This is a genomic window from Arthrobacter sp. Soil764 (assembly GCF_001428075.1).
GTDB lineage: Bacteria > Actinomycetota > Actinomycetes > Actinomycetales > Micrococcaceae > Arthrobacter.
The window spans coordinates 287,103-310,555 of record NZ_LMSI01000019.1 but is presented as its reverse complement, the minus strand read 5'-3'; the positions used below and the strand labels follow the sequence as shown (position 1 = coordinate 310,555).

The following is a 23,453-nucleotide window of genomic DNA, read 5'->3' as shown; positions in this document are numbered from 1 at the left end:
TCTGGTGCGTCCCCTGATTCATGGGGCAACCTACTTTTCCAGGCTGCATGAGGAGCTGTCGGTGCTGCAGGCGGGAGACCGCGTGTGGTTCACGGACTGGCGCGGCGATGCCGACGAGCAGCTGGAGGCAGGCGGCACGACCATTGGCGGGTTGCTCGCAGGGTTGGCGCGCTCCGGCGTGGAAGTACGGGGCCTTGTCTGGAGATCCCATGGCGAAAAGGTGTCCGCCCCTATCAGCGGCCGCTCGAATGAACTTCTCAGCCGGAAGATCAACGACTCCGGCGGAGAGTCGCTGTTGGATCAGCGAGTGCGTCTCTTCGGCTCCCATCACCAGAAGCTGGTGGTCATCCGCCGTCGTACCGATCCCTCCCGCGATGTGGCGTTTGTGGGCGGACTGGATCTTTCACACAGCCGTCGCGACAACGCAGGCCACGCGGGAGACCCCCAGGCGGTAAAAATGGATTCCCGTTACGGGCAAAGGCCCCCGTGGCACGATGCCGCCCTTGAACTGCGAGGCCCGGTGGTTGCAGATGTGCTGGCGGTGTTCGCCGAGCGGTGGAACGATCCCCACCCGCTGGACCGGCGTACCCCGTACCGGATGCTGCTGCAGCGCCTTGCCCGTATGCCCAGGCATCCCAAGCCGCTCCCTGAGTCCGCTCCTCCCCCTCGGCCGGCAGGTCCGCATGCCGTGCAGCTCCTGCGGACCTACGGCGTGAAGCACCCGCCATTCCCCTTCGCACCACATGGCGAGCGGAGCATAGCGCGCGCTTACACGAAGGCGTTCGCCCAGGCCCGTTCGCTCATCTACGTCGAAGATCAATATCTGTGGTCCACAGAGGTGGCGGCGGGAATCGCAAGCGCCCTGGAACGCAACCCCGGGCTGAACGTGATCATCGTTGTGCCCAGGTACCCGGACACCGATGGCCCGCTGAGTGGACCGCCCAAGCGCCTGGGGCAACTGCGCGCCATCAGCATGCTCCGCCGGGCCGCGCCTGACAGGGTAGGGATATTCGACCTCGAAAACAGTCAGGGGACTCCGATCTACGTCCACGCCAAGATCTGCATCATTGACGACACCTGGTTCACCTGCGGATCAGACAATTTCAACCTGCGGTCCTGGACCACCGACAGTGAGCTCACCTGTGCAGTAATGGACACCTCCGCCGACAGCACGCCGCATGCTGACTCCGGAACCTTCCCGCACCAGCCGCTCGCCAAGGAACTGCGGCTCGAGCTCTGGGCGGAACACCTGGGCCTTGAGAAAGACGATCCACGGCTCCACGGAAACGGGGCAGCACTGCAGCTGTGGAACAGCACGGCCGATGCCCTGGACCAGTGGCACAGTGAGGGCCGCCATGCGCCCCGCCCGGCAGGTCAGGTGCGCCACCATGTCACGGAACCCGTCCCGCCCCTCCACCGCCTGTGGGCCGATCCCATCTACCGGTTCCTCGTGGACCCTGACGGCCGGCCCCGCCGGCTCCGCGGCACGCCCCGGTTCTAGGGAACACCCGCCGGCCGCGTGCCCGCTTCCAGCCCCGGGGCATGTCCCCTGCCCCTTCCTGCCTCCTGGGCGGCAGGGGTTCGGTAGGTTTGAGGCGTAAAGCAAATGCATCCGGACGTGGGAGAAGACGTGAAGGCAATTGTGTACGGGGAAACCGGTCCCTCATCAGTGCTGCAGCTCCGGGACAAGCCTGTGACGGACCCAGGTCCGGGCGAGGTCCGGGTCCGTCTGGTGGTGTCGGGAGTGAACCCCACTGACTGGAAGTCACGGGCCGGAAGCGGCAGCAGCAAACTGGACACCGCCAAGGTTCCCAACCAGGACGGAGCCGGCCTTATCGACCAGCTCGGTCCGGGAGTGGCAGGATTCGGCGTGGGCGACCGTGTCTGGCTGTGGGATGTGGCCTGGGGCAGCAACGAAGGAACCGCGCAGGAATATGTCGTGGTGCCCGCCCACAAAGCAGTGGCGCTTCCCGACGCCGAATCCTTTGACACCGGCGCCTCGCTCGGGATCCCCGCACTGACAGCGCACCGGGCGCTGACGTCAAGGGAGGATGGACCGGCGAAGCTCTCCCCCGGCGCCCTGGCAGGCCGGACCGTGCTGGTCACCGGCGGTGCAGGCGCGGTGGGCCATGCAGCCATCCAGCTGGCACGGTGGGCCGGTGCTGACGTCATCACGACCGTCAGCGGAGACCGGAAAGCGGAACTCGCCCTCCGCGCCGGCGCAGCCGAGGTCATTAACTATCGGAAGGCCGACGTCGTCCAGGCCGTCCATGAGGCAGCCCCCGGCGGGGTGGACATCATCGTGGACGTCAACGCACCAGCGAACATCGGCTCCGACCTGCACGTGCTCAAGCCTGGCGGCACCATCGCAATTTACGCCGCCAACCCCGGCGAATCACTCACGGTCCCCATCCGCGAAAGCATGACCAGGAATGTCCGCTATCAATTCATCCTCACTTACACGGTCACGGACGAGCAGAAACAGAATGCGGTAGCCGGCGTTGCCGAGGCCCTCGCCGCGGGCGCGCTCAGGGTAGGCGAAGAACATGGCCTGCCCCTGACGCGGTTAACCCTCGCGGAGACGGCCGCAGCCCACGATGCAGTGGAGCAGGGAACAGTCGGAAAGGTGCTTATAGACGTGGCACCGGCGCCCTGAAAAGGCAGTGGCACTATCGCGCCAACCGGTCCCTGGCAGCATGTTCAACCAGGACCGGTATGAACGCACGGACCCTGCCGGCGTCGAGCAGGCTGTGCTCCTGGTGCACCACGTCCTCAATGCGTTCCCGGGGCAGCGCGGGAAACCGTGCCGCAAGCCGGTCCACCACGCCAGTCAGTGCCCGCAACTCCTCGCTTACTCCCATCGGGAAAGTGTCAGGGTTCCGACGAACGCCGTCAAGACTTGACAGCCCGGCCAACTGACCGGCTGCGGGGCCTTCAGCGCAAGGCGTACGACGGCGGGCGCCTGGCTGGGCGTGCTTACCCGCCCCAGGTGCTCCACGCCGATGCACCCGGGGCGGGTCCGCCGTCGTCAATGCAGGTGCAGCCTGCGGCCGCGCGGATGCCGGGTCCGTGCCTGGGGATGGGAACCCGCGGCAACCGGACGGTACCCAATCCGCCGATTCTCCATGCGGAGTTCGCGCCGTTCCTGCCGGCGCGCTTTCCTTTCGGGCCGGTCAATGGCAGACAGGATGGTCAGCGTTATGGTGACCCATAAGAACGCCGACCCCAACACCAAAGCAATCACCAGCTCAGTGCTCATGCACCCAATTTTAGGCCCTCGGGCCCAAAGCCACCCCCTGCAGACCCGCATTAATGCGGCTCAAACCCGCAGGCCTAGAGCAATCCCAGCCCCCTGACGGCAGCCATGACGTCGGGAACCTGGACGGCAAGCAGGGCAGGGTCCGGCTGGGCCGCGAACGTGTCCCCGCGCCGCAATTCAGCGCGGGTCAGGACAACGTGGGGTCCCGGGGGCGGCCCCCAGATTTCCGGCGGTGCCGGTCCAAAAAGCACGACGGAAGGAGTGCCGTAGGCGGACGCCAGGTGTGCGGCGCCGGTGTCGGCAGAGACCACCAGGCGTGCGGCCGCGATGGTGGCCGCGAACTCCCCGAGGCCCAGCACACCGGCCAGCATGGTGGTGCCCGGGAGCCCCGCCAGCCGGCATACTTCCTCGGCGCGTTCCCTTTCCGAGGTCCCGCCGGTGAACACCACCTGGTGCCCGGCCTCTGCGAGCGCCGCTGCCACCGCCGCAAAGCGTTCCGCCGGCCACAGCCTGCTGCCGTAGGCAGCCCCGACGTGGAGGACCGTTGCGCCGGGGACGGGACTGGGGACGTGGGGCGTGTTCAGGCCTACATCCAGCGGGTCCGCATCGATGCCATGCCACTCCAGGAGCCTCACCCAGCGTTCGCGCTCGTGCAGTTCAGGCCGCCACGGCGGGCCCTCCCGGAAGGCGCTGCGGTGGCCAACGGTCTGCCTGGCCTTCAGCGCCTCAATCCGCCCCTGGCTCTCCGGGCCGCTGCCGTGCAGGTTCACGGCCACATCCACCAGTCCTGGTTCCATCGCCAATGGCTCGTCCAAGCCGTGCGTGGGGAACAGTTCGTATCCGCCCACCAGCCCCAGTGCTTCCGACAGCCACCCCTGCGCCGCATAGCGCAGCCGGTGTTCGGGAAACGCACGCCGGATGCCTTTCAGGGCAGGTACGGCCACCAGCAGGTCGCCCAGCTTCAAGGCCCGCAGGACCAGGAGCTCCGGTTTACCGTCAGCGGGAAGCCGCTGGCTGGCTTGCTCCGCTGCCGCCGGGCCGCTCATGCGTCCTGCTTTGCATATACCGTGGCAGCGAGGCTGCGGACATCCTCGTAGACCTCCTGCACGCCGATAGCCGCCACCATGGAGTCGTCATGGATGCACCGGGGTGCGGTCCAGCCCACCTGCGTCACGTCAATGCCGCAGGTGGGGCAGGCCGTAACCCAGGAAGCGTGCACGCGGTGCAGGCTCCGGCCCAGCGCACCCGCGTTGATGACGTTGCCGGCCCAAAAGATACCCACCGTAGGCACGCCCAGCGCCTGGGCGAGGTGCCGGGGGCCACTGTCATTGGCAACCACCACGTCTGCTTCCGCCAGCAGCGCCACAAGCCCTTCCATATCCAGGGCGCCGGCAGCGGAATGGACAGCCGCCGCCCCCGCCCGGGACGCGATCCCCTCCGCGAGATCCTGCTCGCTGCTGTCGCCTATGATGACCACCTGCGAGCCGTCGGCTGCGCAGGCTGCGGCAAGTTCAGCGAACTTTTCAGCGGGCCAACGACGGCGGGGGTCAGTGGCGCCGGGATGGATTACCACCAGCGGACCGTCGCCACCGCCGTTGCCGGCTTTGTGGGTTGCCAGCCCGGCAGCGGGTGCCAGCCGGGCTTCGAGATCGACAGGGAAGGCGCCGGCGAAACCGGCCACTTCCAAGGCCCTGAGTGGTTCGTGCTGGTAATAGAGGTAGGGAATGGTGCGCTCCAGGCTGGCCGCATCGGCGGTCCGTGTCCCTACGGTGTGGCGGGCGCCGAGCCGCAGCAGGAAGGGATTCGAATAGCGGCCGCCGCCATGCAACTGGACAGCGAGGTCGAAGCTGCGGCCGCGCATGTCAGCAAAAAAACGGTCCAGTTCAGCTGAATCTTCTTCCCCGGGCCGGACTCCTTCGGCGAAAGGCAGGACTACCACCTCATCCACCGGGCTTTCCAGGGCTCCCAACAGCGCCTTGTGGATGGGGGTCCCCAGCAGTGTGATGGTTGATCCCGGATACGCCGCCTTCAACGCGGCCATCGCCGGGATGGCGAAAATCAGGTCGCCCAGGCCCCCACCACGCAGGACCACAATCCTCGACACGTCGATGAACTTCTCCAGCACAGGACCGACGCCCACGCCGATTTGTCCTGCACCTCCGAACTCTGCCGTGAGTTGTTCCACACACTGCCCCTTCCGTCATGCAGGGGGACCGGCACACTGTCCCCGCACTGCCCATGCAGCCACACTGCGCTAACAAAGCCTGCGGCTTCTCCTTTGAACCTTTACCCAATAGGCAGCGGATCTACCCTCCCTGTTGGGGAATACCCGCCCTATGCTGTACGTTTCATACCCGACAGCCAATCAAAGAAAAGAGAAGCACCCAAAGTGGCAACCGATTACGATGAACTGCGTTCCGACGTCAAGGAATCGCAGGACAACTCACTCGAGCAGCTCCAGTCAGCAAATGCTCCCGACGCCCGCAGTGTTGTGCAGGAGTTGGACGAGGCTGACGGACTGGACGGCGCCGGCGTCCCTGGCGGCGAATTTGTCGCTGAGGAGCTCGTAGTCCAGGTCATCCCGCAGGCCGAGGATGAGTTCACCTGCTATTCCTGCTTCCTGGTCCGCCACCGGTCGCAGATTGCCCGTCAAAAAGACGGCCACAGCTACTGCACCGAGTGCGAAGGATAATCAAGAACCTTCCCGGGGCGGTAATCCCAACGATACGTCCCAAGCCGAAAGGCACGCCGCACACGGCGTGCCTTTCGGCTTTAAGCCGGCGCCCAGCTGGAGTGCGTAGCGTTGGAGAAGACAATTACGACGCCGACCGGCAGCCAAGGAGGCAACGGTGGACAGCGCAGCCAGCTTATGGAACGCCTTCACCTCAGCGTTCACTCAGTCAGAGGTGCCAAACATCACGTGGGTGGAGATGCTGCTGTCCCTGGCTGCCGCCGTCGCGCTGTCCATACCGCGCCGCACCTGGCGCTACTTTGGGCTCCTGGCCACTGCCATTCATGAACTGGGCCACGCGTTCGCGGCGGTGACGTCCGGGCAGCGGCTGTCCGGAATCCGCCTCAGACTGGACCATTCCGGCACCACCACCTCCTACAGCAGGAGCAGGGTTGCGACGGCCTGGTCCTGCTTCTGGGGGTATCCGGTACCCGCAATGGCCGGCGCCGCTTTTGTATGGTGCGGGCTCCGCGGGTGGGGCCCCGCCGCCATGGCCGTCAGCGCGCTGGTCCTGGCTGTATCGCTCATCTTCCTGCGCAACCTGGCCGGTTTCCTCATCACTGCCGCCGCCATTGCCGCCGCGGCCGCCCTGACAATCCTTGCGCCGGCATCAGTCGTGGGCCATGTGGCCGTCATCTTCGGCCTTGCACTCCTGGTGGCTGCTGTCCGCGACCTGCTCAAACTCACCCAGGTCCACGTCCGGCGTCGGGGAAGCCTTGGGACCTCCGACGCCTACCTGCTGTATCGGGCCACGTCTGTTCCCTCCGTGGTGTGGATTGCCCTGTTCACCCTCCTGGTGGCGGGGTCCTGGCTGGTCGCCTGGCAGCCCGTCTCGGTAATCCTGTTGGAAGGCGCCTGGAACCGGTAGGTGGCGCATAGGCTTGGGGCATGAGCCAGGAAACGCACAGTACCCGAGGAGCCTATGTGACCGGCGGTGCCGAATTCACCCGGGACACCAATTACATTGAGGACCGGATCACCAGGGATGCCGCTCCGGGGAGCAACGGAGAACCGGGGTGGCCGGTGGAAGCAGGCCGGTACCGCCTCATCGCCGCCCGCGCCTGCCCGTGGGCAAACCGGACGGTCATTGTCCGCAGGCTCCTGGGGCTGGAAGAAGCGATCTCACTGGGCCAGCCCGGCCCCACACACGACGCGCGGTCCTGGACGTTCGACCTGGACCCCGGCGGAGTTGATCCGGTCCTTGGCATAGAGCGCCTTCAAGAGGCCTATTTCAAACGTTTTCCGGGTTATCCGCGGGGAATCACCGTGCCTGCCATCGTGGATGTGCGCACCGGCGAAGTCGTGACCAATAACTTCCCCCAGATCACCCTGGACTTCTCCACCGAGTGGACCGAGTTCCACCGGCCAGGTGCGCCGCAGCTCTACCCGGAACACCTTCGGGACGAAATCGACCAGGTCAACAAGCGCGTCTTCACCGAGATCAACAACGGGGTCTACCGATGCGGTTTCGCCGGTTCCCAGGAAGCGTATGACACGGCGTACGACCGCTTGTGGACTGCAATGGACTGGCTCGAAGACCGCCTGTCGCGGCAACGCTACCTGGTGGGCGACACCATCACCGAAGCAGATGTGCGCCTGTTCACCACACTCGCCAGGTTCGACCCCGTGTACCACGGCCACTTCAAGTGCAACCGGCAGAAACTGAGTGAGCTGCCCAACCTGTGGGGCTACGCACGGGACCTGTTCCAGACGCCGGGTTTTGGGGACACCATCGACTTCGTGCAGATCAAGCAGCACTACTACATCGTCCACGAGGACATTAATCCCACCGGCATTGTTCCTGCCGGCCCGGACCTGGGTGGATGGCTGGAGGACCATGGCAGGGAGTCCTTGGGCGGCCGTCCATTCGGCGACGGCACGCCGCCGGGGCCGGTGCGCCAGGGCGAAGAAGTCGCGCGGGGACACGGAGCTTCCCGCTAAGCTGATCACTTAGCAGGAAACCGCTTTCCTCCTACACTGGAGGACATGCAGACATCTCTTGGTTTCGTGGCCGACGGGTACGAAAATGTCCTGGCCTTGTTTGAGTCGTTCCTTGCTGAGGACCCCCGCTACAGCGCGCAGCTTGCCGCCTACCGGCACGGGGTACCGGTAGTGCGCCTGACAGGTGGCCCCGACATGGGTGTCGAAACCCTGACCGGAGCCTATTCCTGCTCAAAGGGGGTTGCGGCCATGGTCATCGCCCTGCTTGTTCAGGATGGTGTCCTTGACCTGGACAAGACAGTCGCCCATTACTGGCCGGAATTCGGCGCCCAGGGAAAGGACAGGCTGCTGGTCAGGGAAGCGTTGTCGCATCAGGCGGGGCTGATGGGTGTCGAGGGCGGATTCAGCCTGGACGAGTTCACCACGCCCGCTGCCGCGGCACGCCTTGCCGCTGCCGCTCCGTCCTGGGAACCCGGGCGGCAGTTCGGCTACCACGCCCTGACCATTGGAATCCTGATGGAGGAGCTGTGCCGCCGTGTCACAGGCGAGGCGCTGCAGGATATGTACCACCGCAGGATCCGGAAGCCGCAGGAAGTGGATTTCTTCCTGGGGCTCCCGGAGGATCTTGAGCCGCGATACCGGGACGTGCTCTACGAGGAAGGCCCCGGCCAGGTTTGGATTGACCCGCTCAGCCTCGAAGGCCTCAACAGCAATGCGCCCGTCAGCACCATCATGGAGCTGCCGAACAACCCCGGCGTCCGGGCCGCCGGAATGTCCGCCGCCGGCGGGGTGGGCTCAGCGGAGGGCCTGGCGCGGCTCTACGCCGCCGCGACCACAGGTGTCGACGGCGGGCAGCCGTTCCTGACGAGCCGGACGGTGGAGGCCATGAGCCGGGAACAGGTGTGGGGCCTGGACCGCTCTTCCGGCCTGGACAACGCCTTTGCCGTCATCTTCATGAAGCCCCACCCGTCGCGGAATTTTGGCAGCCACCGGGCTTTCGGCCACGAGGGCGCCAACGCGGCGATCGGTTTTGCGGACCCCGCCTACGGGCTGGGCTTCGGCTACATCCCGCGCCGCCAGGAGGAAGGCCGCACGCCGGGAAGGGCGCATCGCCTGGCAGCGGAAGTGCGGCGTTCCGCAGCCGGTTTGTCCTGACGGGCCTCCGGCCCTACTGTGGTCCGGATGGGCAATACTCAAGCACGACCGGATGCACGGTGGGCTCGGGGGACCCAACTTCTCAAACAATCGGTGGCGGGGCTTTCCGCTGCCTTTGCGGCGCAGCGGCTGCAGTTGGCTGCCAAGGCCGCGCTTGCCGCGGGCCTTGCGTTCGCCATTGCGCCCCTCATGCCGGGCGCGGCCTCGCATTACGCGTACTACGCGCCCCTGGGCGCCCTGGTGGCCATGTACCACAATGTTGCCGGCTCGGTGCGGCAGGGGGCGCAGGCGCTCGCGGGGCTGGCGATGGGAATCGGCCTCGCCTTCATCCTGGTCAGTATTGCCGAGCCCTCCCCGTTGACGGTGGCACTCTTCATGGGAGTAGGCGTGCTCCTTGGCGGTTTGCCCGGCATCGGTTCGGGAAGCGACTGGATTCCGACGGCGGCCCTGCTGGTCCTGTTGGTGGGCGGCAGCAACGCGGACGATTTCTCGTTCGGATACCTGGTCCAGATGGGTGCCGGCGTGGCCGTGGGCATCGCCGTGAACTTCCTCGTTTTCCCGCCACTTCACTTTGACGCGGCGGCTTCAAGCCTGAATGAACTGCGCATTGCCCTTGGCCGGCAGCTGACCGACATGGGGGCGGCGATCACCGAGGAGTGGCCGCCGAAACATGAGGACTGGTCGCGGCGGTCGGATGAACTGGCCTCCGCCGCAAGCTCGGTGCGTCACCTGGTCAAGGAGGCAGACGCCAGCCGCCGTGCCAACCCCCGGCGGAAACTGCACCCCAGGGACGTGGACAAGGACTACCGCGACCTGCGGGAACTTGAGCGGGTGACGTTCCATATCCAGGACATGACGGACGTGCTCTCCGACGTCATCTGGGAGAGCGAGGTCCCGTACGAAATCCCGTTGCAGGACAGCGAGCCGCTTGCCGCTGCCATCACGGCAACCGGAGAGCTGCTGTCCTCCTACAGCGAGGCTGACGAAGAGACCCAGAATCAGCGGTTCGATGCCGCGAAGGAAGCACTGGAATCCTGCATGGCAGCTGCCGCGGGCAGGGAATCGACCGAAGGTGCCCTGCCCGCCTCCGAGTCGGTCCTCCTCAGCCTCCACCGCATCCTGCGGGCTGTTCGCCCGCAGGACTAGGCCCCGCTGCGGAACACGGGCCGGCTAAAGCGCGGCAACTGTCCCGCTGAAATGCCGGCGCCCGGAGCGGGGGCTCCAGGCGACGAACCGGGAGTGCTTCCACGACCCGGAACCGCTGTGCTCGGTGGCAATTTCCAAGGCAACCCGGGAGGGCAGGAACACCGGAGCCTCGAACTCCACGTCCCATGTGAAAGAGTCGCCACGGGCAGGCCCGACATCTGCGAGCGCACGCGAGGCCAGGTACATCCCGTGTGCTATCGAACGCCGCATGCCCAGGGCCTTGGCCGAGAGCACGCTCAGGTGGATCGGGTTGAAGTCCCCTGACACTGCGGCGTAGGCACGCCCCGTATCGACGCCGAGGTGCCACAGGGCCGTGGGGTCCGGCGGCTGGAAGTCGGCCCTGGGCGGAACGGCAGTGGGTTTGTCGATCCCGGGCAGGAACACCCCCTTGGAGAGGTAGGTGGAGACGCCCCGCCAATACACTTCCCCCGAGCCCCCAGGGCGCACTTCCGCCACGACGTCCACCTGCGTTCCGGACCGGTGGCCGCGGAGGTTTTCCACCCTGGCGGTCATGTCCAGGACGTCCGTGAAGACCAGTGGCGACCTTTGCTGCACGCTGTTGCGCAGGTGGATCATTCCCAGCAGGGGCAGCGGGAAGTCATCGCGGTTCAGGACGCTCATGGCCAGCGGGAACGCGATGGCGTGGATAAAACCTGCGGGCAGGACGTCACTTGCCGTCTCACCGATGAGGTGCTGGTAGGCGGTGAGGTTTTCGACCCCTACCCTCACTCCCCTGACCTCATGGCTCTCGGCCGGGAGGACGGCGGAGTCGTGGGTTCCCAGGAGCCTGCGCCTTGCTGCCTGGGCGGCGGCATTGACGTAGAGCTTGGACAAGGACGGCATCTCGGCCAGGATGACCGGCTGTGCGAGGGTCATGCCCCCACCAGGTTTTGCCCGCACACCCGCAGCACCTCCCCGTTGATTCCGCCTGCAGCATCGCTTGCCAGGAATGCTATGGCCTCGGCAACGTCGGAGGGCAGGCCGCCCTGCTGCAGGGAGTTCAACCGGCGTGCCACCTCCCGGACGCCAAAGGGAATGCGTGCGGTCATGTCGGTTTCGATGAATCCGGGGGCCACGGCATTGATGGTTCCGCCATTGGACGTAAGCAGCGGGGCGCTGGCACGGACCATTCCCATGACTCCCCCCTTGGACGCAGCGTAATTCGTCTGCCCCCGGTTACCGGCGATACCGCTGGTGGAGGCAACAGAAACGATACGCGGCGAAGAGCGGAAGTGTTCGGAGGCCAGCAGTGCCTGGTTGATCCGGAGCTGGGCGGCGATGTTGATGTTGATGACCTGGTTCCATCGTGCCTGGTCCATGTTGGCCAACAGCTTGTCCCGTGTGACTCCGGCATTGTGCACCACGATGTCCAGCCGTCCGTGCCGCTGCACCGCGTGGTCGATGATCCGCCGTCCCGCGTCGGCGCCGGTAATATCCAGCTGCAGTGCAGTGCCGTGTACCTCGTTGGCTACGGCTGCCAGCTGGTCTCCCGCTCCGGGGATGTCCACCAGGACCAGCGTGGCGCCATCGCGGTGCAGCGTCCGGGCAATCTGGGCACCGATGCCGCGGGCCGCACCGGTTACTACGGCCACTTTTCCTGCAAGTGGCCGCTCCACGTCCTCGGGCAGCGCGCCGTCCTCCGTTGAGACCATCAGGAACTGCCCGTCCACGAACGCTGAACGTGCTGAAAGGAAGAACCTGACAGCACCCAGGGCGCTGGGGCTGGTGGAGGTGGTGCCATCAGCAAGGAGCACGCCATTACCCGTTGCTCCCGCCCGGAGTTCCTTGGCCAGGGAGCGCAGGAAACCATCCACCCCCTGCCGTGCCGCGGCAGCTTCGGGAGTAGAGGCTTCCCCCGCGGGGCGGGACAACGTTATGACCCGGCCGCCGGCTCTCAGGTCCCGGAGGGAACCTGCTGCGGCCAGAACGGGCATTTCCAGGTCTGCCGGGTGCCCGAGCTCATCGAGGACCAGGATGATGGCGCCCAGCTTTTCGGCCGGAACGGCATGCCTCCTGACGTCCAGGCCCCAGGACAGCAGCTCAGCGGCAAGTTTGTCTGCGCCGGCTGTGTCGCCCAGGACAACGACGGGGCCCGCAACCAGGGGCTGGCCGGGCTCGTAGCGCCGCAGGACAGCGGGCTGCGGAAGGCCGAGTTTCCTGGCGAGGTTGCGGCCCGGGCCGCTGTTGACCAGTTGGGCGTAAGTATCAGCCATGCCGTCCCCCTACAGAGATTCCAGGATCGCGACGACGCCCTGGCCGCCGGCTGCGCAGACCGAAACCAGGCCGCGGGCAGGACGACCGGTGGAAGCCGCCTTGGCGTGGAGCATCTTGGCGAGCGTGCCAACGATGCGGCCACCGGTCGCCGCAAACGGGTGGCCTGCTGCGAGCGAAGACCCGTTGACGTTGAGGCGCGAACGGTCAATGCTGCCAAAGGCGCCGTCCAGGCCCATGCGGGTGCGGCCGAAGTCTTCGTCCTCCCATGCGGCCAGGGTACTGAGGACGGTGGCGGCGAATGCTTCGTGGATTTCGAAGTAGTCGAAGTCCGCCAGCGTAAGGTTTTGGCGGGCCAGGAGCCTGGGTACGGCGAACACGGGGGCCATCAGCAGCCCGTCCTTGCCGTGGACGAAGTCCACCGCTGCAGCTTCGGCGTCCACTACCGTTGCCAGCTTGGGCAGGTCACGGGCATCTGCCCATTCATCGGATGCCAACAGCACGGTGGAGGCACCATCTGTGAGTGGTGTTGAGTTGCCTGCCGTCATGGTTGCATCTGCCCCGAGGTTCCGGCCAAACACCGGCTTCAGGGAGGCGAGCTTCTCAAGGGACGTGTCGGCCCGCAGGTTGCCGTCCCGCGTCAGTCCGCGGTAGGGGGTCATCAGGTCATCGAAGAAGCCGGACTCGTAGGCGGCCGCCAGGTTGCGGTGGCTGTTCAGCGCCAGTTCGTCCTGTGCTTCCCGCGGGATCTTCCATTGCGCTGTGGTGAGGGCCTGGTGCTCGCCCATGCTCAGGCCGGTGCGGGGCTCGGCCGTGCCGGGCGCCAGGGGTGCCAGGTCCTTGGGCCGCAGCCGGGCCAGGATCTGCAGCCGCTGGGGCAGCGTCTTGGCCCGGTGAAGGTCCAGGACCACCTCGCGCAGTCCCTCGCTGACCACTACCGGCGCGTCGGAGGCTGAGTCCACTCCACCGGCAATGGCCGAATCGATCTGCCCGAGTTTGATCTTGTTGGCCAGGCCAACCACGGTTTCAAGACCTGTGGCGCACGCCTGCTGGAGGTCGTACACGGGGGTCTCGGCGGAAAGTGCCGAGCCCAGGACGGCCTCACGGGTGAGATTGAAGTCCCTGGAGTGCTTGAGTACGGCTCCCGCGGCCACCTGGCCGATTCTTTCGTCCTGGAGGCCGAAGCGTGCGATCAGGCCGTCGAGGGCGGCTGTCAGCATGTCCTGGTTGGAGGATTTTGCGTAAGCGCCGCCGGAGCGGGCGAACGGAATCCGGTTGGCCCCGACGATCACCGCCCTGCGGGTGGCCGGGACGGAGGCGCGGGGCGATCCCTCTGCTGCGGGGGTGGACTGTCCGTCTGTGGACATGATGGCTCCTCTGGTCACAAGTGGTTACCGATACCCAGCGTACCTGATACGCTAGGTATCGTGAACTTCCCGGACACAACTCTCCCCCCGGCCATGGAGGCTCCGTCTTCCGCAGCCCCTGACGGACGTTCCGCACGCTGGCAGACCCACCGGGAGGAACGGCGCCGCGAACTGATTAAGCAGGCCCGCCGTGCGGTGCACGCGCTGGGCAGTGACGCCTCCATGGAGGACATCGCCACGGCCGCAGGCACCTCGAAATCGGTTTTCTACCGGTATTTCGGGGACAAAGCCGGGCTGCAGCAGGCCGTGGGCGAAGTTGTGCTCAGCCAAATGCAGCAACGCATCCAGGAAGCTGCCCAAAGTGCCGTCACTCCCCGGGAAGGCCTGCTGGCCATGGTGGCTGCCTATCTTCAAATGGCGGACACCAGCCCTAATGTCTATACGTTCGTCACCAGCTATGCCCCAGCGGAACCTTCCAACCCGCCACATCCGGCCGCCCTGGGCGGCCCTCTGGGCCACTTCTTTGACGCCATCGCCGACATGATCGCCACCCCCATGCGTTCGCATCTGGGCGACGTCGGCGAAACCGTCATCGGCTACTGGCCCAAAGCGGCCATCGGCCTGGTGCGGAACGCCGGCGAGCAATGGCTCAGCACCCCGGACTCCCCCGCCAAGCCAACCCAGGAAAACATGGCCCGCCAGATCACGGCGTGGCTGTGTGTAGGCATAGCTCCCGAACTCACTCCCGCCCCATCGACCACCAAGTTATCCGCCAAAGAAGGACTGTGACATGACTGACGTAGTGGACCGCCCTGCCCGCAAGGGGCTTCGGCCCGCGGCAACCCCTGCAGCCACACCCATGGGCGACAGCCCTGCCCCCGCCGTCGACGTCGAGGCACTGGGGCGGCAACTCCTCGGCAAGTGGGCCGACGTACGGCTCCAGGCAAGGGAGCTGGCCGCAAGGCCGGAATTGCACAAGATCGAGGGCCTGACGCATACGGAGCACCGTGCCCGGGTGTTCGGCCAGCTGAAATACCTCGTAGAGCATGAAGCCGTGCACCGCGCCTTCCCCGCAGAGCTGGGCGGCGCCGATGACCACGGCGGAAACATCGCAGGGTTCGAGGAACTGGTGGTGGCTGACCCTTCGCTGCAGATCAAGGCCGGCGTCCAGTGGGGACTCTTTGGATCCGCGGTGATGCACCTGGGCACCGCAGAGCACCACACCAAGTGGCTGCCCGGAATCATGAACCTGGAAATACCCGGCTGCTTCGCCATGACCGAAACCGGCCATGGCTCGGACGTGGCCAGCATCGCCACCACCGCAACCTATGACCCCGCCACCGAAGAGTTCATCATCCACACCCCGTTCCGCGCGGCATGGAAGGACTATATCGGCAACGCTGCCATCGACGGCCTGGGCGCTGTTGTCTTTGCCCAGCTGGTCACCCGCGGGGTGAACCACGGGGTACACGCCTTCTACGTCGACCTGAGGGACCCGGCCAGCAGGGAATTCCTGCCCGGAATCGGCGGGGAGGACGACGGCATCAAGGGCGGCCTGAACGGCATCGACAACGGCCGGCTGCACTTCACCAATGTCCGCATTCCACGGACAAACCTCCTGAACCGGTACGGCAACGTCGATGCCGACGGAACCTACACCTCGCCCATCGCCAGCCCCGGCCGGCGTTTCTTCACCATGCTGGGCACGCTGGTCCAGGGCCGGGTTTCGCTTGACGGCGCCGCCGTCGCGGCCTCTAAGGTGGCCCTGAAGGCGGCCATCCAGTACGCCACCGAACGCCGCCAGTTCAACGCCTCCTCGCACACGGAGGAAGAGGTCCTGCTGGACTACCAGCGGCACCAGCGGCGCCTCTTCACCCGGCTTGCCACCACCTACGCGGCCGGCTTTGCCCACGAGCAGCTGCTGCAGAAGTTCGATGATGTCTTCTCCGGCGCCCATGACACGGACGCGGACCGCCAGGACCTGGAAACCCTTGCAGCTGCACTGAAGCCCCTGAGCACCTGGCATGCCCTGGACACCCTTCAGGAATGCCGGGAAGCGTGCGGCGGGGCCGGCTTCCTGATCGAGAACCGGTTCGCCTCACTGCGCGCGGACCTGGATGTGTATGCCACCTTCGAGGGCGACAACACGGTGCTGCTGCAGCTGGTGGCCAAGCGCCTGCTGGCTGATTACGCCAAGGAATTCCGCAGCGTGGACTTCGGCGTGCTGGCCCGCTACGTGGTGAACCAGGCTGCGGGTGCAGCTGTCCACCGCACCGGTCTGCGCCAGGTGGCCCAGTTCGTGGCCGACACCGGCTCGGTCCAAAAGGCTGCGATCGCGCTGCGGGACGAGGAAGGCCAGCGCGCCCTGCTGACCGACAGGGTGCAGACCATGGTGGCCGAGGCCGGGACCGCCCTGAAGGGCAGCAAGCGGCTGCCGCAGGACAAGGGCGCCGCGCTGTTCAACCGGCACCAGAACGAACTCATCGACGCCGCCCAGGCACATGCCGAACTCCTGCAGTGGGAAGCGTTCACGGACGCGCTGCGGCAGGTGGACGATCCCGGGACCAGGAAGGTCCTGACCTGGCTGCGGGACCTCTTCGGCCTGTCGCTGATCGAGAAGAACCTGTCCTGGTATCTCATGAACGGCCGGCTTTCCATGCAGCGGGCCCGCACTGTGGGCGGATACATCAACAGGCTGCTGGAGAGGATCCGGCCGCATGCCCTGGACCTGGTGGACGCCTTCGGCTACGGCGATGACCATGTGCGGGCTGCCATCGCCACTGGCGCCGAGAAGACGCGGCAGGACGAAGCGCGTGCCCACTTCCGGAGCGAGCGGGCCAGCGGGCAGTCGCCCGTGGACGAGAAGGTCCTGCTGGCGCGCACGGCCGGGAACCGGAAGTAGCCGTCCCCCAACAGCAGCAAGGACGACGGCGCCGCCCACCTTGCAAGGCGGGCGGCGCCGCCGTCGTTAATGCTTCACGTGGGTCAGCTCTGTGCCGGCAGCACCGAGCGGTACACCTCGAGGGTGGTTTCCGTAATCGACTCCCAGGAGAAGTGCTTCTCGGCCCGTTCCCGGCCGGCCTGCCCCATGGCGCGGGCCCGTTCGGGATCGGACACGACCTCGGTGAGAGCCGCAGCGAACTCCTTGACGAACTTTTCAGGGTCCAGGGGCGTGCCGGTGCCGTCGGTGACCTGTTCCAGGTCCACCAGCAGTCCGGTCCGGCCGTGCTCAACCACCTCGGGAATGCCGCCCGTGGCGCTGGCTACGACAGCAGCGCCGCAGGCCATGGCTTCGAGGTTGACGATCCCCAGCGGTTCGTAGATGGAGGGGCAGGCGAAGGCGGTGGCGTGGCTGAGCACCTGGATCAGTTCGTGGCGCGGCAGCATCCGTTCGATCAGGACAACGCCCGTCCGCTGCTTCTGCAGGTCCTCGATGAGGGCGGCGGTTTCGGCTGCCAGTTCCGGGGTGTCCGCCGCGCCCAGGCACAGGACCAGCTGGACGTCGGCCGGAAGCTTCGCGGCCGCCCGCAGGAGGTACGGGACGCCCTTCTGCCTTGTGTTTCTTCCCACAAAGACGACGCTTGGCTTGGCGGGGTCGATGCCCAGGGCACGGACGGCGTCGTCGTTTTCATCACGCTGCCACAGCTCCACGTCGATGCCGTTGTGGACCACCCGGACCTTTGCCGGATCAACGTTGGGGTAGCTGCGCAGGATGTCCTGGCGCATGCCCTCGGACACGGCGATGATGGCCGCTGCCGCTTCATAGGCAGTCTTTTCCACCCAGGAAGAAAGGGCGTAGCCGCCGCCGAGCTGCTCAGCCTTCCACGGCCGCAGTGGCTCGAGGCTGTGGGCGCTCAGAACGTGCGGAATTCCGTGCAGCAGGGAGGCCAGATGCCCCGCCATGTTGGCGTACCAGGTATGCGAATGGACCAGGTCCGCGCCTTGGACGTCCGGCACAATGCGCAGGTCCACGCCCAGGGTCTGCACCGCCGCGTTCGCCCCGCCGAGGTCCTCCGGGACCTGGTATGACGTCACCGCGGCGCCATGGTAGTCGGCGTCGCGGGGAGCACCAAACGCACGAACCTGCAGGTCAACGTGCTTGCTAAGCACCCTGCTCAATTCGGCGACATGCACCCCGGCGCCACCGTAGATCTCGGGCGGGAACTCTTTAGTCACAATGTCTATTCGCACAAGACCCAAGGTAGTCCTTCACGCATAACTGTTCTAGTGTGAAGGAGTCCGGGCCTACCGGACTGTCTTGGGGAGTTACGAAGGCGTACAGGAGCGACCATCATGCCGTTAACGAAAAAAGTCCTGGCCATTGTCCTCGCAGGTGGCGAGGGAAACAGGCTGATGCCACTGACGGCAGACCGGGCCAAGCCCGCCGTGCCCTTCGCCGGCAGCTACCGCCTGATCGACTTCGCGCTGTCCAACCTGGTCAATTCTCGCTACCTCCAGATCGTGGTGCTCACCCAGTACAAGTCGCACAGCCTCGACCGGCACATCTCCGAGACCTGGCGGATGTCCACCCAGTTGGGCAACTACATCGCTTCGGTTCCCGCCCAGCAGCGCGTGGGCAAGAGCTGGTTCCTGGGCAGCGCCAACGCCATCTACCAGTCCCTGAACCTCATCCACGACGCCAACCCCGACATCGTGGTGGTGGTCGGCGCGGACCACGTGTACCGGATGGACTTCGCCCAGATGGTGGCCCAGCACGTGAACAGCGGAGCCAAAGCCACCGTGGCGGCCGTACGTCAGCCGCTGCACATGGCCGACCAGTTCGGCGTCATCGAAGTGGACCAGAACGATCCCCAGAAGATCGCCGCCTTCGTGGAAAAGCCCGCCAGCACCCCCGGGCTTGCCGCAGATCCTTCCCAGTTCCTGGCCTCCATGGGCAACTACGTGTTCGACGCCGACGCCCTGGTGGCCGCGCTGCACGTCGATGCCGAGCGCCTGGACACCAAACACGACATGGGCGGGGACATCATCCCGTACTTCGTGAACCAGGGCGAGGCGGGCGTCTACGACTTCACCCTCAACGACATCCCCGGCTCCACCGAACGCGACCGCACCTACTGGCGCGACGTTGGCACCATCGACTCCTTCTACGACGCCCACATGGACCTCATCTCCCCGCTGCCCGTGTTCAACCTGTACAACTCCGAATGGCCCATCTACACCCGGCAGAGCATTTCCCCGCCGGCCAAGTTCGTCCGGGGCCAGAACAACACCGTGGGTACGGCCCTGGACTCCATCGTTGCCAACGGTGTGGTGATCTCCGGCGGCATCGTGGAAGGCTCAGTGCTCTCCAACGACGTCTACGTGGCCAGCAGCAGCCGGGTCATCGACTCGGTCCTGATGGACAAGGTGCAGGTGGGGGCAGGGGCAGTGATCAACCGCGCCATCCTGGACAAGAACGTCAAGGTCCCTGCCGGTGCCGCCATCGGGCTGGACCCGGACCTTGACCGCGCACGCGGCTTCAAGGTCACCGAGTCCGGCATCACGGTCCTGTCCAAAGGCCAGGAAGTACCGGAACCGGACGATGAAGAACGCCAGCTCGCCGCCAGGCACCTGAGCCAGCTCCCCAGCGCCGTGAAGGCGGCCGCGGACCAATACCCCGACATGCGCGAGGCTGCGGACAAGGTGGCCAGCACCCATGCGGCTGCGGCTGCGGAAGCCGCACCCGGCGCCCGGGTTTCCTGACCCGGACACTGCTTCCCCAAGGCATCTGCGGGCCGGGGCACCACTGATGGTGCCCCGGCCTGCGGCGTACGCTGTAAAATTTTCCCAATGAGCTCCCCCGATCTGACCCCTGAGGACATCCAGGCCTGCCTCAAGGTCCTGAACACCATCCACGCGTACGACGAGGAGCACCCGGACTACATCTCGGTGCGCCGCGCAACCGGCAAGATGTTCAAGGCGGTCAAGCGCCACCGCAGGGTCACCAAGCGGGATTCCATTGCCGACGCCGACCGCGCCGTCATTGCCCAAACGGCCACCGCTGCGCCGGACCGGATCGACGACGAGACCCGCGGCAACAAGCTGGCACCGTCGGCCACGGGCAACATCGCGGGGCACCTCATCCGGTCCCGCCCCTGCTATATCTGCAAGCAGCACTACACCCAGGTGGACGCCTTCTACCACCAGCTCTGCCCCGAATGCGCTGCCTTCAGCCACAGCAAGCGCGACGCCCGGACCGACCTGACCGGACGGCGGGCCCTGCTGACCGGCGGCCGCGCGAAGATCGGGATGTACATCGCCCTCCGGCTGCTGCGCGACGGAGCGCACACCACCATCACCACCCGTTTCCCCAAGGACGCGGCCCGCCGCTTCGCCGCCATGGAAGACAGCGGGGAATGGCTGCACCGGCTCCGGATCGTGGGCATCGACCTGCGCGATCCTGCCCAGGTCATGGCCCTGACTGACTCCCTCAACGAGGCCGGTCCGCTGGACATCATCATCAACAACGCCGCCCAGACCGTGCGCCGTTCCGGCAACGCGTACAAGCCGCTGGTGGACGCCGAGGACGAGCCGCTGCCCGCAGCACTGGAAGAGGCCAACGGCGGCCCCGAACTGCTGACCTTCGGCCATGCCCACGACAAGCATCCGCTGGCGCTCGCCGGCAGCGTCACCGAACATCCGGTCCTGGCCGGCGACGCCATCACGTCACTGGCACTGTCCACCGGGTCCGCCTCGCTGGAGCGGATCGCCTCCGGCACCGCCATCGACGCCGGCGGCCTGGTCCCTGACCTTGCCACCATCAACAGCTGGACCCAGGTGGTGGACGAAGTGGATCCGCTCGAAATGCTCGAGGTTCAGCTCTGCAACGTCACCGCGCCGTTCCTGCTGGTCAGCCGGCTGCGCGGGGCCATGAGGCGCTCCAGCGCACGGCGGAAGTACATCGTGAACGTCTCCGCGATGGAAGGCCAGTTCTCCCGGGCCTACAAGGGGCCGGGACATCCGCACACCAACATGGCCAAGGCCGCGCTGAACATGATGACCCGCACCAGCGCCCAGGAAATGCTGGACACTGACGGCATCCTGATGACGGCCGTCGATACCGGCTGGATTACCGATGAACGCCCCCACTTCACCAAGGTCCGGCTGATGGAGGAAGGGTTCCACGCTCCGCTGGACCTGGTGGACGGTGCGGCACGGGTTTACGACCCCATCGTCATGGGCGAGAACGGCGAGGACCAGTACGGCGTCTTCCTGAAGGATTACAAGCCCAGCCCCTGGTGAAGGGCGTATGCTCACCGCATGAGCAACGAGTCATCTACCCCAGTCCAAAACCTCGAACACCATGAATGCTGGGCCTTGCTGCGGACGGTCTCCGTGGGCAGGCTGGCTGTGCTCGTGGATGGGCGCCCGGACATCTTCCCGGTCAACTACACCGTGGACAGCGGCACGCTGGTCTTCCGGACCAGCCAGGGGACAAAGCTGTCGGCAGCGTCCGGCGATGCCCCTGTGGCCGTGGAGGCGGACGGCGTGGATCCGGAAACGGGGCTGGCCTGGAGTGTGGTGATCAAGGGCACCGCGGCCCTGGTCAAGAGCACTGAGGACGTGCTGGAAACCTCCCGCCTGTACCTCTTCCCGTGGCAGTCGGGGCGGAAGGACGCTTTCGTCCGCATCACCCCGGATTCGGTCACCGGCCGCCGCTTCCAGGTCACCGATCCGATGACGTGGTGGACCCAGATCAGCAGCGCCGCCAGAACGGCGCCGGAATAAGGCAGGCGGCATCAGGTTTCCCGGCCGTGGCGGCCGGGAAACCTGGCGCCTCAGGCGAGCTGGGTGATCTCCACGCTGACGTTCAGGGCGGACCCGCCGCCGCCGGACAGGATGCCCTTGAGCGGGGGCACGTCCCGGTAGTCGCGGCCCCGGGCCACCGTGACGTGGAAGTCACCGGCAGGTTTGTGGTTGGTGGGGTCCCAGCTGCGCCAGTCACCGTCCCACCATTCCAGCCAGGCATGCGACTGTCCGGCCACGGTCTCGCCGATTCCCGCGCTTGACCGCGGGTGCAGGTAGCCGGAGACGTAGCGTGCCGGAATGCCGCAGCTGCGCAGGGCACCGATGGCCAGGTGAGCCAGGTCCTGGCACACGCCCTGGCGCTGGCCCCAGGCCTCCTCCGCATTGGTGGTCACAGCGGTGGAGCCGGACATGTAGGTCATCTCGCCCCGCATCCAGGCAAAGACGGCCATGGCAGCTTCGTGCGGGTTCTTCCCCGCCACAACGTCCGGGATGATGCCCAGTACTTCCTCGCCCGGCCCACTTAGACGGGATTGCGGCAGCCAGTCACTGAAGGTGTCCAGTGTTTCCGGTGCGGCCAGGACGTCCCAGCCCACGATGTCCGCTTCCGCAGGGATTTTCCCCGCCCGGTGCACCTCCACCGTGATGTTGGAGACCACCTCGAGGTTCTCGTGGGGCATCTGCATGTCAAAGGCCGTGACCCTGGTCCCCCAGTAGTCGCGGTAGGTGCTCACCGCCGCCTGGGACGGGGACACCTTCACCACGGACTCCAGCACCACCTGCTGCGAATCCGTCAGCGGCGTCATCCGGGCCTCGTTGTAGGACAGGGTGACGCGCTTGTTGTACTTGTAGGCCGTCCTGTGGACGATGCTCAACCGGGTCATGACACTTCTCCCACCCAGGCCAGTTCGTCCGCCTGATTGAAGTACTTACGGGAAATGGCGTCCGAGGCCTGGGACACTGCCTTCTGGACCCGTTCCATGTGCTCGGGAAGCTCGGACATGAGGTCATCCGTCCGGTGGAACTCAAGGAAGGTCCTGGCCTGCCCCACGATGCGGCGGGCATCGTTGATGAAACCCACCCGCTGCGCGGACGGGTCCAGCTTGGCCAGGCACTCGTCGGCGTCCCGCAGCGCGTAGACGATGGAGCGGGGGAAGAGCCGGTCCAGCAGCAGGAATTCGGCGGCGTGCTGGTCGCCGAACGCGGCGCGGCGGGTGCGCAGGAAGGACTCGTAGGCGCCGGCGCAGCGCAGCATGTTCACCCAGGACATGCCGGCGGAGAGCACGTCGCGGGTGGACAGCATCCGGGCCGTCATGTCCGCACGTTCCAGGGAACGGCCCAGGACCAGGAAGAGCCAGCTTTCGTCGTGGCTCACCGTGGTGTCGGCAAGTCCGCTGACCATGGCGGTGCGTTCCAGGGTCCAGTTGCAGAAGCGGTAGGTACCCACCACGTCCTTGCGGTGCTGGCTCAGGCCGTAGTACGTGGTGTTCAGGCTCTCCCAGAGCCCCGAGGACACGGTTTCACGCGCCCGGCGGGCATTCTCACGGGCAGCGCCCAGGGAACCGGCGATGGACGTGGCGCTGGTCTTGTCATAGGCCAGGGCATGGAGCAGTTCGGGCAGGCCGAAATCCTCGCTCTGGGGGCGGGCGCCCATGACCGCGAGCAGTTCCTGGGCGACGCTCCTGCGCTCCTCCATGGGGAGGTGGTTGAGGCGTTCCAGGTGCACGTCAAGGATGCGGGCGGTACCGTCCGCCCGTTCGACATAGCGGCCGATCCAAAACAGGGACTCGGCAATTCGGCTAAGCATTCGCGGCTACCTCCTGCGCGCCCGGAACGG

At 66.2% G+C, this 23,453-nt stretch carries 22 protein-coding genes; 12 read left to right on the top strand and 10 right to left on the bottom strand.

What is annotated here, in order from left to right:
* The first annotated feature begins 4 nt into the window (after window positions 1-4).
* Entirely contained in the window at window positions 5-1,501 is a 1,497-nt protein-coding gene (locus ASG86_RS11105) for a phospholipase D family protein (protein ID WP_235565162.1), read from the top strand.
* A gap of 129 nt (window positions 1,502-1,630) precedes the next feature.
* Complete coding sequence (locus ASG86_RS11100; RefSeq protein WP_056334027.1) at window positions 1,631-2,656, top strand: NADPH:quinone reductase; 1,026 nt, start codon at window positions 1,631-1,633, stop codon at window positions 2,654-2,656.
* A 13-nt stretch (window positions 2,657-2,669) separates the two neighbouring features.
* On the opposite strand, the gene ASG86_RS11095 is transcribed toward ASG86_RS11100, so the two are convergent.
* From ASG86_RS11095 to ASG86_RS11080, 4 genes are all read right to left on the bottom strand, one after another.
* On the bottom strand, window positions 2,670-2,861 hold the full coding sequence (locus tag ASG86_RS11095) for a three-helix bundle dimerization domain-containing protein (RefSeq protein ID WP_056333853.1): 192 nt from the start codon (window positions 2,859-2,861) through the stop codon (window positions 2,670-2,672).
* Between the two features lie 167 nt (window positions 2,862-3,028).
* Window positions 3,029-3,259 (bottom strand): hypothetical protein, encoded by a 231-nt coding sequence (locus tag ASG86_RS11090; RefSeq protein WP_056333850.1) that lies wholly within the window; start codon window positions 3,257-3,259, stop codon window positions 3,029-3,031.
* Between the two features lie 74 nt (window positions 3,260-3,333).
* The gene (locus ASG86_RS11085; RefSeq protein ID WP_056333847.1) at window positions 3,334-4,305 is read right to left on the bottom strand and encodes a glycosyltransferase family 9 protein; all 972 of its coding nucleotides are present in this window, start codon (window positions 4,303-4,305) and stop codon (window positions 3,334-3,336) included.
* Complete coding sequence (locus tag ASG86_RS11080; protein ID WP_056333844.1) at window positions 4,302-5,444, bottom strand: glycosyltransferase family 9 protein; 1,143 nt, start codon at window positions 5,442-5,444, stop codon at window positions 4,302-4,304. Before ASG86_RS11080 ends, ASG86_RS11085 begins: the two co-directional genes overlap by 4 nt.
* Before the next feature lie 204 nt (window positions 5,445-5,648).
* On the opposite strand from ASG86_RS11080, the gene ASG86_RS11075 reads away from it, so the two are divergent.
* The 5 genes from ASG86_RS11075 to ASG86_RS11055 all read left to right on the top strand — a co-directional run bounded on the left by ASG86_RS11075 (window position 5,649) and on the right by ASG86_RS11055 (window position 10,232).
* Window positions 5,649-5,951, top strand: coding sequence for a DUF4193 domain-containing protein (locus tag ASG86_RS11075; protein ID WP_018761323.1), 303 nt, complete (start codon window positions 5,649-5,651; stop codon window positions 5,949-5,951).
* Between the two features lie 157 nt (window positions 5,952-6,108).
* Entirely contained in the window at window positions 6,109-6,858 is a 750-nt protein-coding gene (locus ASG86_RS11070) for a M50 family metallopeptidase (RefSeq protein ID WP_056333841.1), read from the top strand.
* Between the two features lie 20 nt (window positions 6,859-6,878).
* The gene (locus ASG86_RS11065) at window positions 6,879-7,931 is read left to right on the top strand and encodes a glutathione S-transferase family protein (protein WP_056333838.1); all 1,053 of its coding nucleotides are present in this window, start codon (window positions 6,879-6,881) and stop codon (window positions 7,929-7,931) included.
* A gap of 45 nt (window positions 7,932-7,976) precedes the next feature.
* Complete coding sequence (locus ASG86_RS11060) at window positions 7,977-9,086, top strand: serine hydrolase domain-containing protein (protein ID WP_056333835.1); 1,110 nt, start codon at window positions 7,977-7,979, stop codon at window positions 9,084-9,086.
* A 93-nt stretch (window positions 9,087-9,179) separates the two neighbouring features.
* Window positions 9,180-10,232, top strand: a complete 1,053-nt coding sequence (locus tag ASG86_RS11055; RefSeq protein WP_056333833.1) for an FUSC family protein — start codon at window positions 9,180-9,182, stop codon at window positions 10,230-10,232.
* A gap of 24 nt (window positions 10,233-10,256) precedes the next feature.
* On the opposite strand, the gene ASG86_RS11050 is transcribed toward ASG86_RS11055, so the two are convergent.
* From ASG86_RS11050 to ASG86_RS11040, 3 genes are read right to left on the bottom strand one after another with little or no spacing between them, the layout of a single operon-like run.
* The gene (locus tag ASG86_RS11050) at window positions 10,257-11,168 is read right to left on the bottom strand and encodes a MaoC/PaaZ C-terminal domain-containing protein (RefSeq protein WP_056333830.1); all 912 of its coding nucleotides are present in this window, start codon (window positions 11,166-11,168) and stop codon (window positions 10,257-10,259) included.
* Window positions 11,165-12,505, bottom strand: a complete 1,341-nt coding sequence (locus ASG86_RS11045; RefSeq protein ID WP_056333826.1) for a 3-oxoacyl-ACP reductase — start codon at window positions 12,503-12,505, stop codon at window positions 11,165-11,167. Before ASG86_RS11045 ends, ASG86_RS11050 begins: the two co-directional genes overlap by 4 nt.
* Window positions 12,506-12,514: 9 nt before the next feature.
* Complete coding sequence (locus ASG86_RS11040) at window positions 12,515-13,870, bottom strand: acetyl-CoA C-acetyltransferase (RefSeq protein ID WP_056333824.1); 1,356 nt, start codon at window positions 13,868-13,870, stop codon at window positions 12,515-12,517.
* 93 nt (window positions 13,871-13,963) lie between these two features.
* On the opposite strand from ASG86_RS11040, the gene ASG86_RS11035 reads away from it, so the two are divergent.
* A complete protein-coding gene (locus ASG86_RS11035) occupies window positions 13,964-14,659 on the top strand; it encodes a TetR/AcrR family transcriptional regulator (protein ID WP_200946255.1) in 696 nt (231 codons plus the stop codon).
* Window position 14,660: 1 nt separating this feature from the next.
* On the top strand, window positions 14,661-16,772 hold the full coding sequence (locus ASG86_RS11030) for an acyl-CoA dehydrogenase family protein (protein WP_056333819.1): 2,112 nt from the start codon (window positions 14,661-14,663) through the stop codon (window positions 16,770-16,772).
* Window positions 16,773-16,855: 83 nt separating this feature from the next.
* On the opposite strand, the gene glgA is transcribed toward ASG86_RS11030, so the two are convergent.
* Window positions 16,856-18,061 (bottom strand): glycogen synthase, encoded by a 1,206-nt coding sequence (gene glgA / locus ASG86_RS11025; RefSeq protein ID WP_056333817.1) that lies wholly within the window; start codon window positions 18,059-18,061, stop codon window positions 16,856-16,858.
* 102 nt (window positions 18,062-18,163) lie between these two features.
* Here glgA and glgC point away from each other — a divergent pair, with 102 nt between their 5' ends.
* The 3 genes from glgC (at window position 18,164) to ASG86_RS11010 (ending at window position 21,598) form a co-directional block, all read left to right on the top strand.
* Window positions 18,164-19,573, top strand: a complete 1,410-nt coding sequence (gene glgC, locus ASG86_RS11020; RefSeq protein ID WP_056333814.1) for a glucose-1-phosphate adenylyltransferase — start codon at window positions 18,164-18,166, stop codon at window positions 19,571-19,573.
* Window positions 19,574-19,660: 87 nt separating this feature from the next.
* A complete protein-coding gene (locus ASG86_RS11015; protein WP_056333812.1) occupies window positions 19,661-21,112 on the top strand; it encodes an SDR family NAD(P)-dependent oxidoreductase in 1,452 nt (483 codons plus the stop codon).
* A gap of 18 nt (window positions 21,113-21,130) precedes the next feature.
* Window positions 21,131-21,598, top strand: a complete 468-nt coding sequence (locus tag ASG86_RS11010) for a pyridoxamine 5'-phosphate oxidase family protein (RefSeq protein ID WP_056333809.1) — start codon at window positions 21,131-21,133, stop codon at window positions 21,596-21,598.
* 50 nt (window positions 21,599-21,648) lie between these two features.
* Here ASG86_RS11010 and ASG86_RS11005 read toward each other — a convergent pair whose 3' ends face one another.
* Window positions 21,649-22,500, bottom strand: a complete 852-nt coding sequence (locus tag ASG86_RS11005) for a transglutaminase family protein (protein WP_056333806.1) — start codon at window positions 22,498-22,500, stop codon at window positions 21,649-21,651.
* A complete protein-coding gene (locus ASG86_RS11000; RefSeq protein WP_018761308.1) occupies window positions 22,497-23,423 on the bottom strand; it encodes an alpha-E domain-containing protein in 927 nt (308 codons plus the stop codon). The genes ASG86_RS11005 and ASG86_RS11000 overlap by 4 nt, the downstream gene beginning before the upstream one ends.
* Between the last annotated feature and the right edge of the window lie 30 nt (window positions 23,424-23,453).

Coding starts and splice junctions, on each gene's coding strand:
- ASG86_RS11095 (WP_056333853.1), bottom strand. CDS start 2,861: ATGGGAGTAAGCGAGGAGTTGCGGGCACTGACTGGCGTGGTGGACCGG.
- ASG86_RS11090 (WP_056333850.1), bottom strand. CDS start 3,259: ATGAGCACTGAGCTGGTGATTGCTTTGGTGTTGGGGTCGGCGTTCTTA.
- ASG86_RS11085 (WP_056333847.1), bottom strand. CDS start 4,305: ATGAGCGGCCCGGCGGCAGCGGAGCAAGCCAGCCAGCGGCTTCCCGCT.
- ASG86_RS11065 (WP_056333838.1), top strand. CDS start 6,879: ATGAGCCAGGAAACGCACAGTACCCGAGGAGCCTATGTGACCGGCGGT.
- ASG86_RS11060 (WP_056333835.1), top strand. CDS start 7,977: ATGCAGACATCTCTTGGTTTCGTGGCCGACGGGTACGAAAATGTCCTG.
- ASG86_RS11050 (WP_056333830.1), bottom strand. CDS start 11,168: ATGACCCTCGCACAGCCGGTCATCCTGGCCGAGATGCCGTCCTTGTCC.
- ASG86_RS11045 (WP_056333826.1), bottom strand. CDS start 12,505: ATGGCTGATACTTACGCCCAACTGGTCAACAGCGGCCCGGGCCGCAAC.
- ASG86_RS11040 (WP_056333824.1), bottom strand. CDS start 13,870: ATGTCCACAGACGGACAGTCCACCCCCGCAGCAGAGGGATCGCCCCGC.
- ASG86_RS11035 (WP_200946255.1), top strand. CDS start 13,964: ATGGAGGCTCCGTCTTCCGCAGCCCCTGACGGACGTTCCGCACGCTGG.
- ASG86_RS11030 (WP_056333819.1), top strand. CDS start 14,661: ATGACTGACGTAGTGGACCGCCCTGCCCGCAAGGGGCTTCGGCCCGCG.
- glgC (WP_056333814.1), top strand. CDS start 18,164: ATGCCGTTAACGAAAAAAGTCCTGGCCATTGTCCTCGCAGGTGGCGAG.
- ASG86_RS11015 (WP_056333812.1), top strand. CDS start 19,661: ATGAGCTCCCCCGATCTGACCCCTGAGGACATCCAGGCCTGCCTCAAG.
- ASG86_RS11010 (WP_056333809.1), top strand. CDS start 21,131: ATGAGCAACGAGTCATCTACCCCAGTCCAAAACCTCGAACACCATGAA.
- ASG86_RS11005 (WP_056333806.1), bottom strand. CDS start 22,500: ATGACCCGGTTGAGCATCGTCCACAGGACGGCCTACAAGTACAACAAG.
- ASG86_RS11000 (WP_018761308.1), bottom strand. CDS start 23,423: ATGCTTAGCCGAATTGCCGAGTCCCTGTTTTGGATCGGCCGCTATGTC.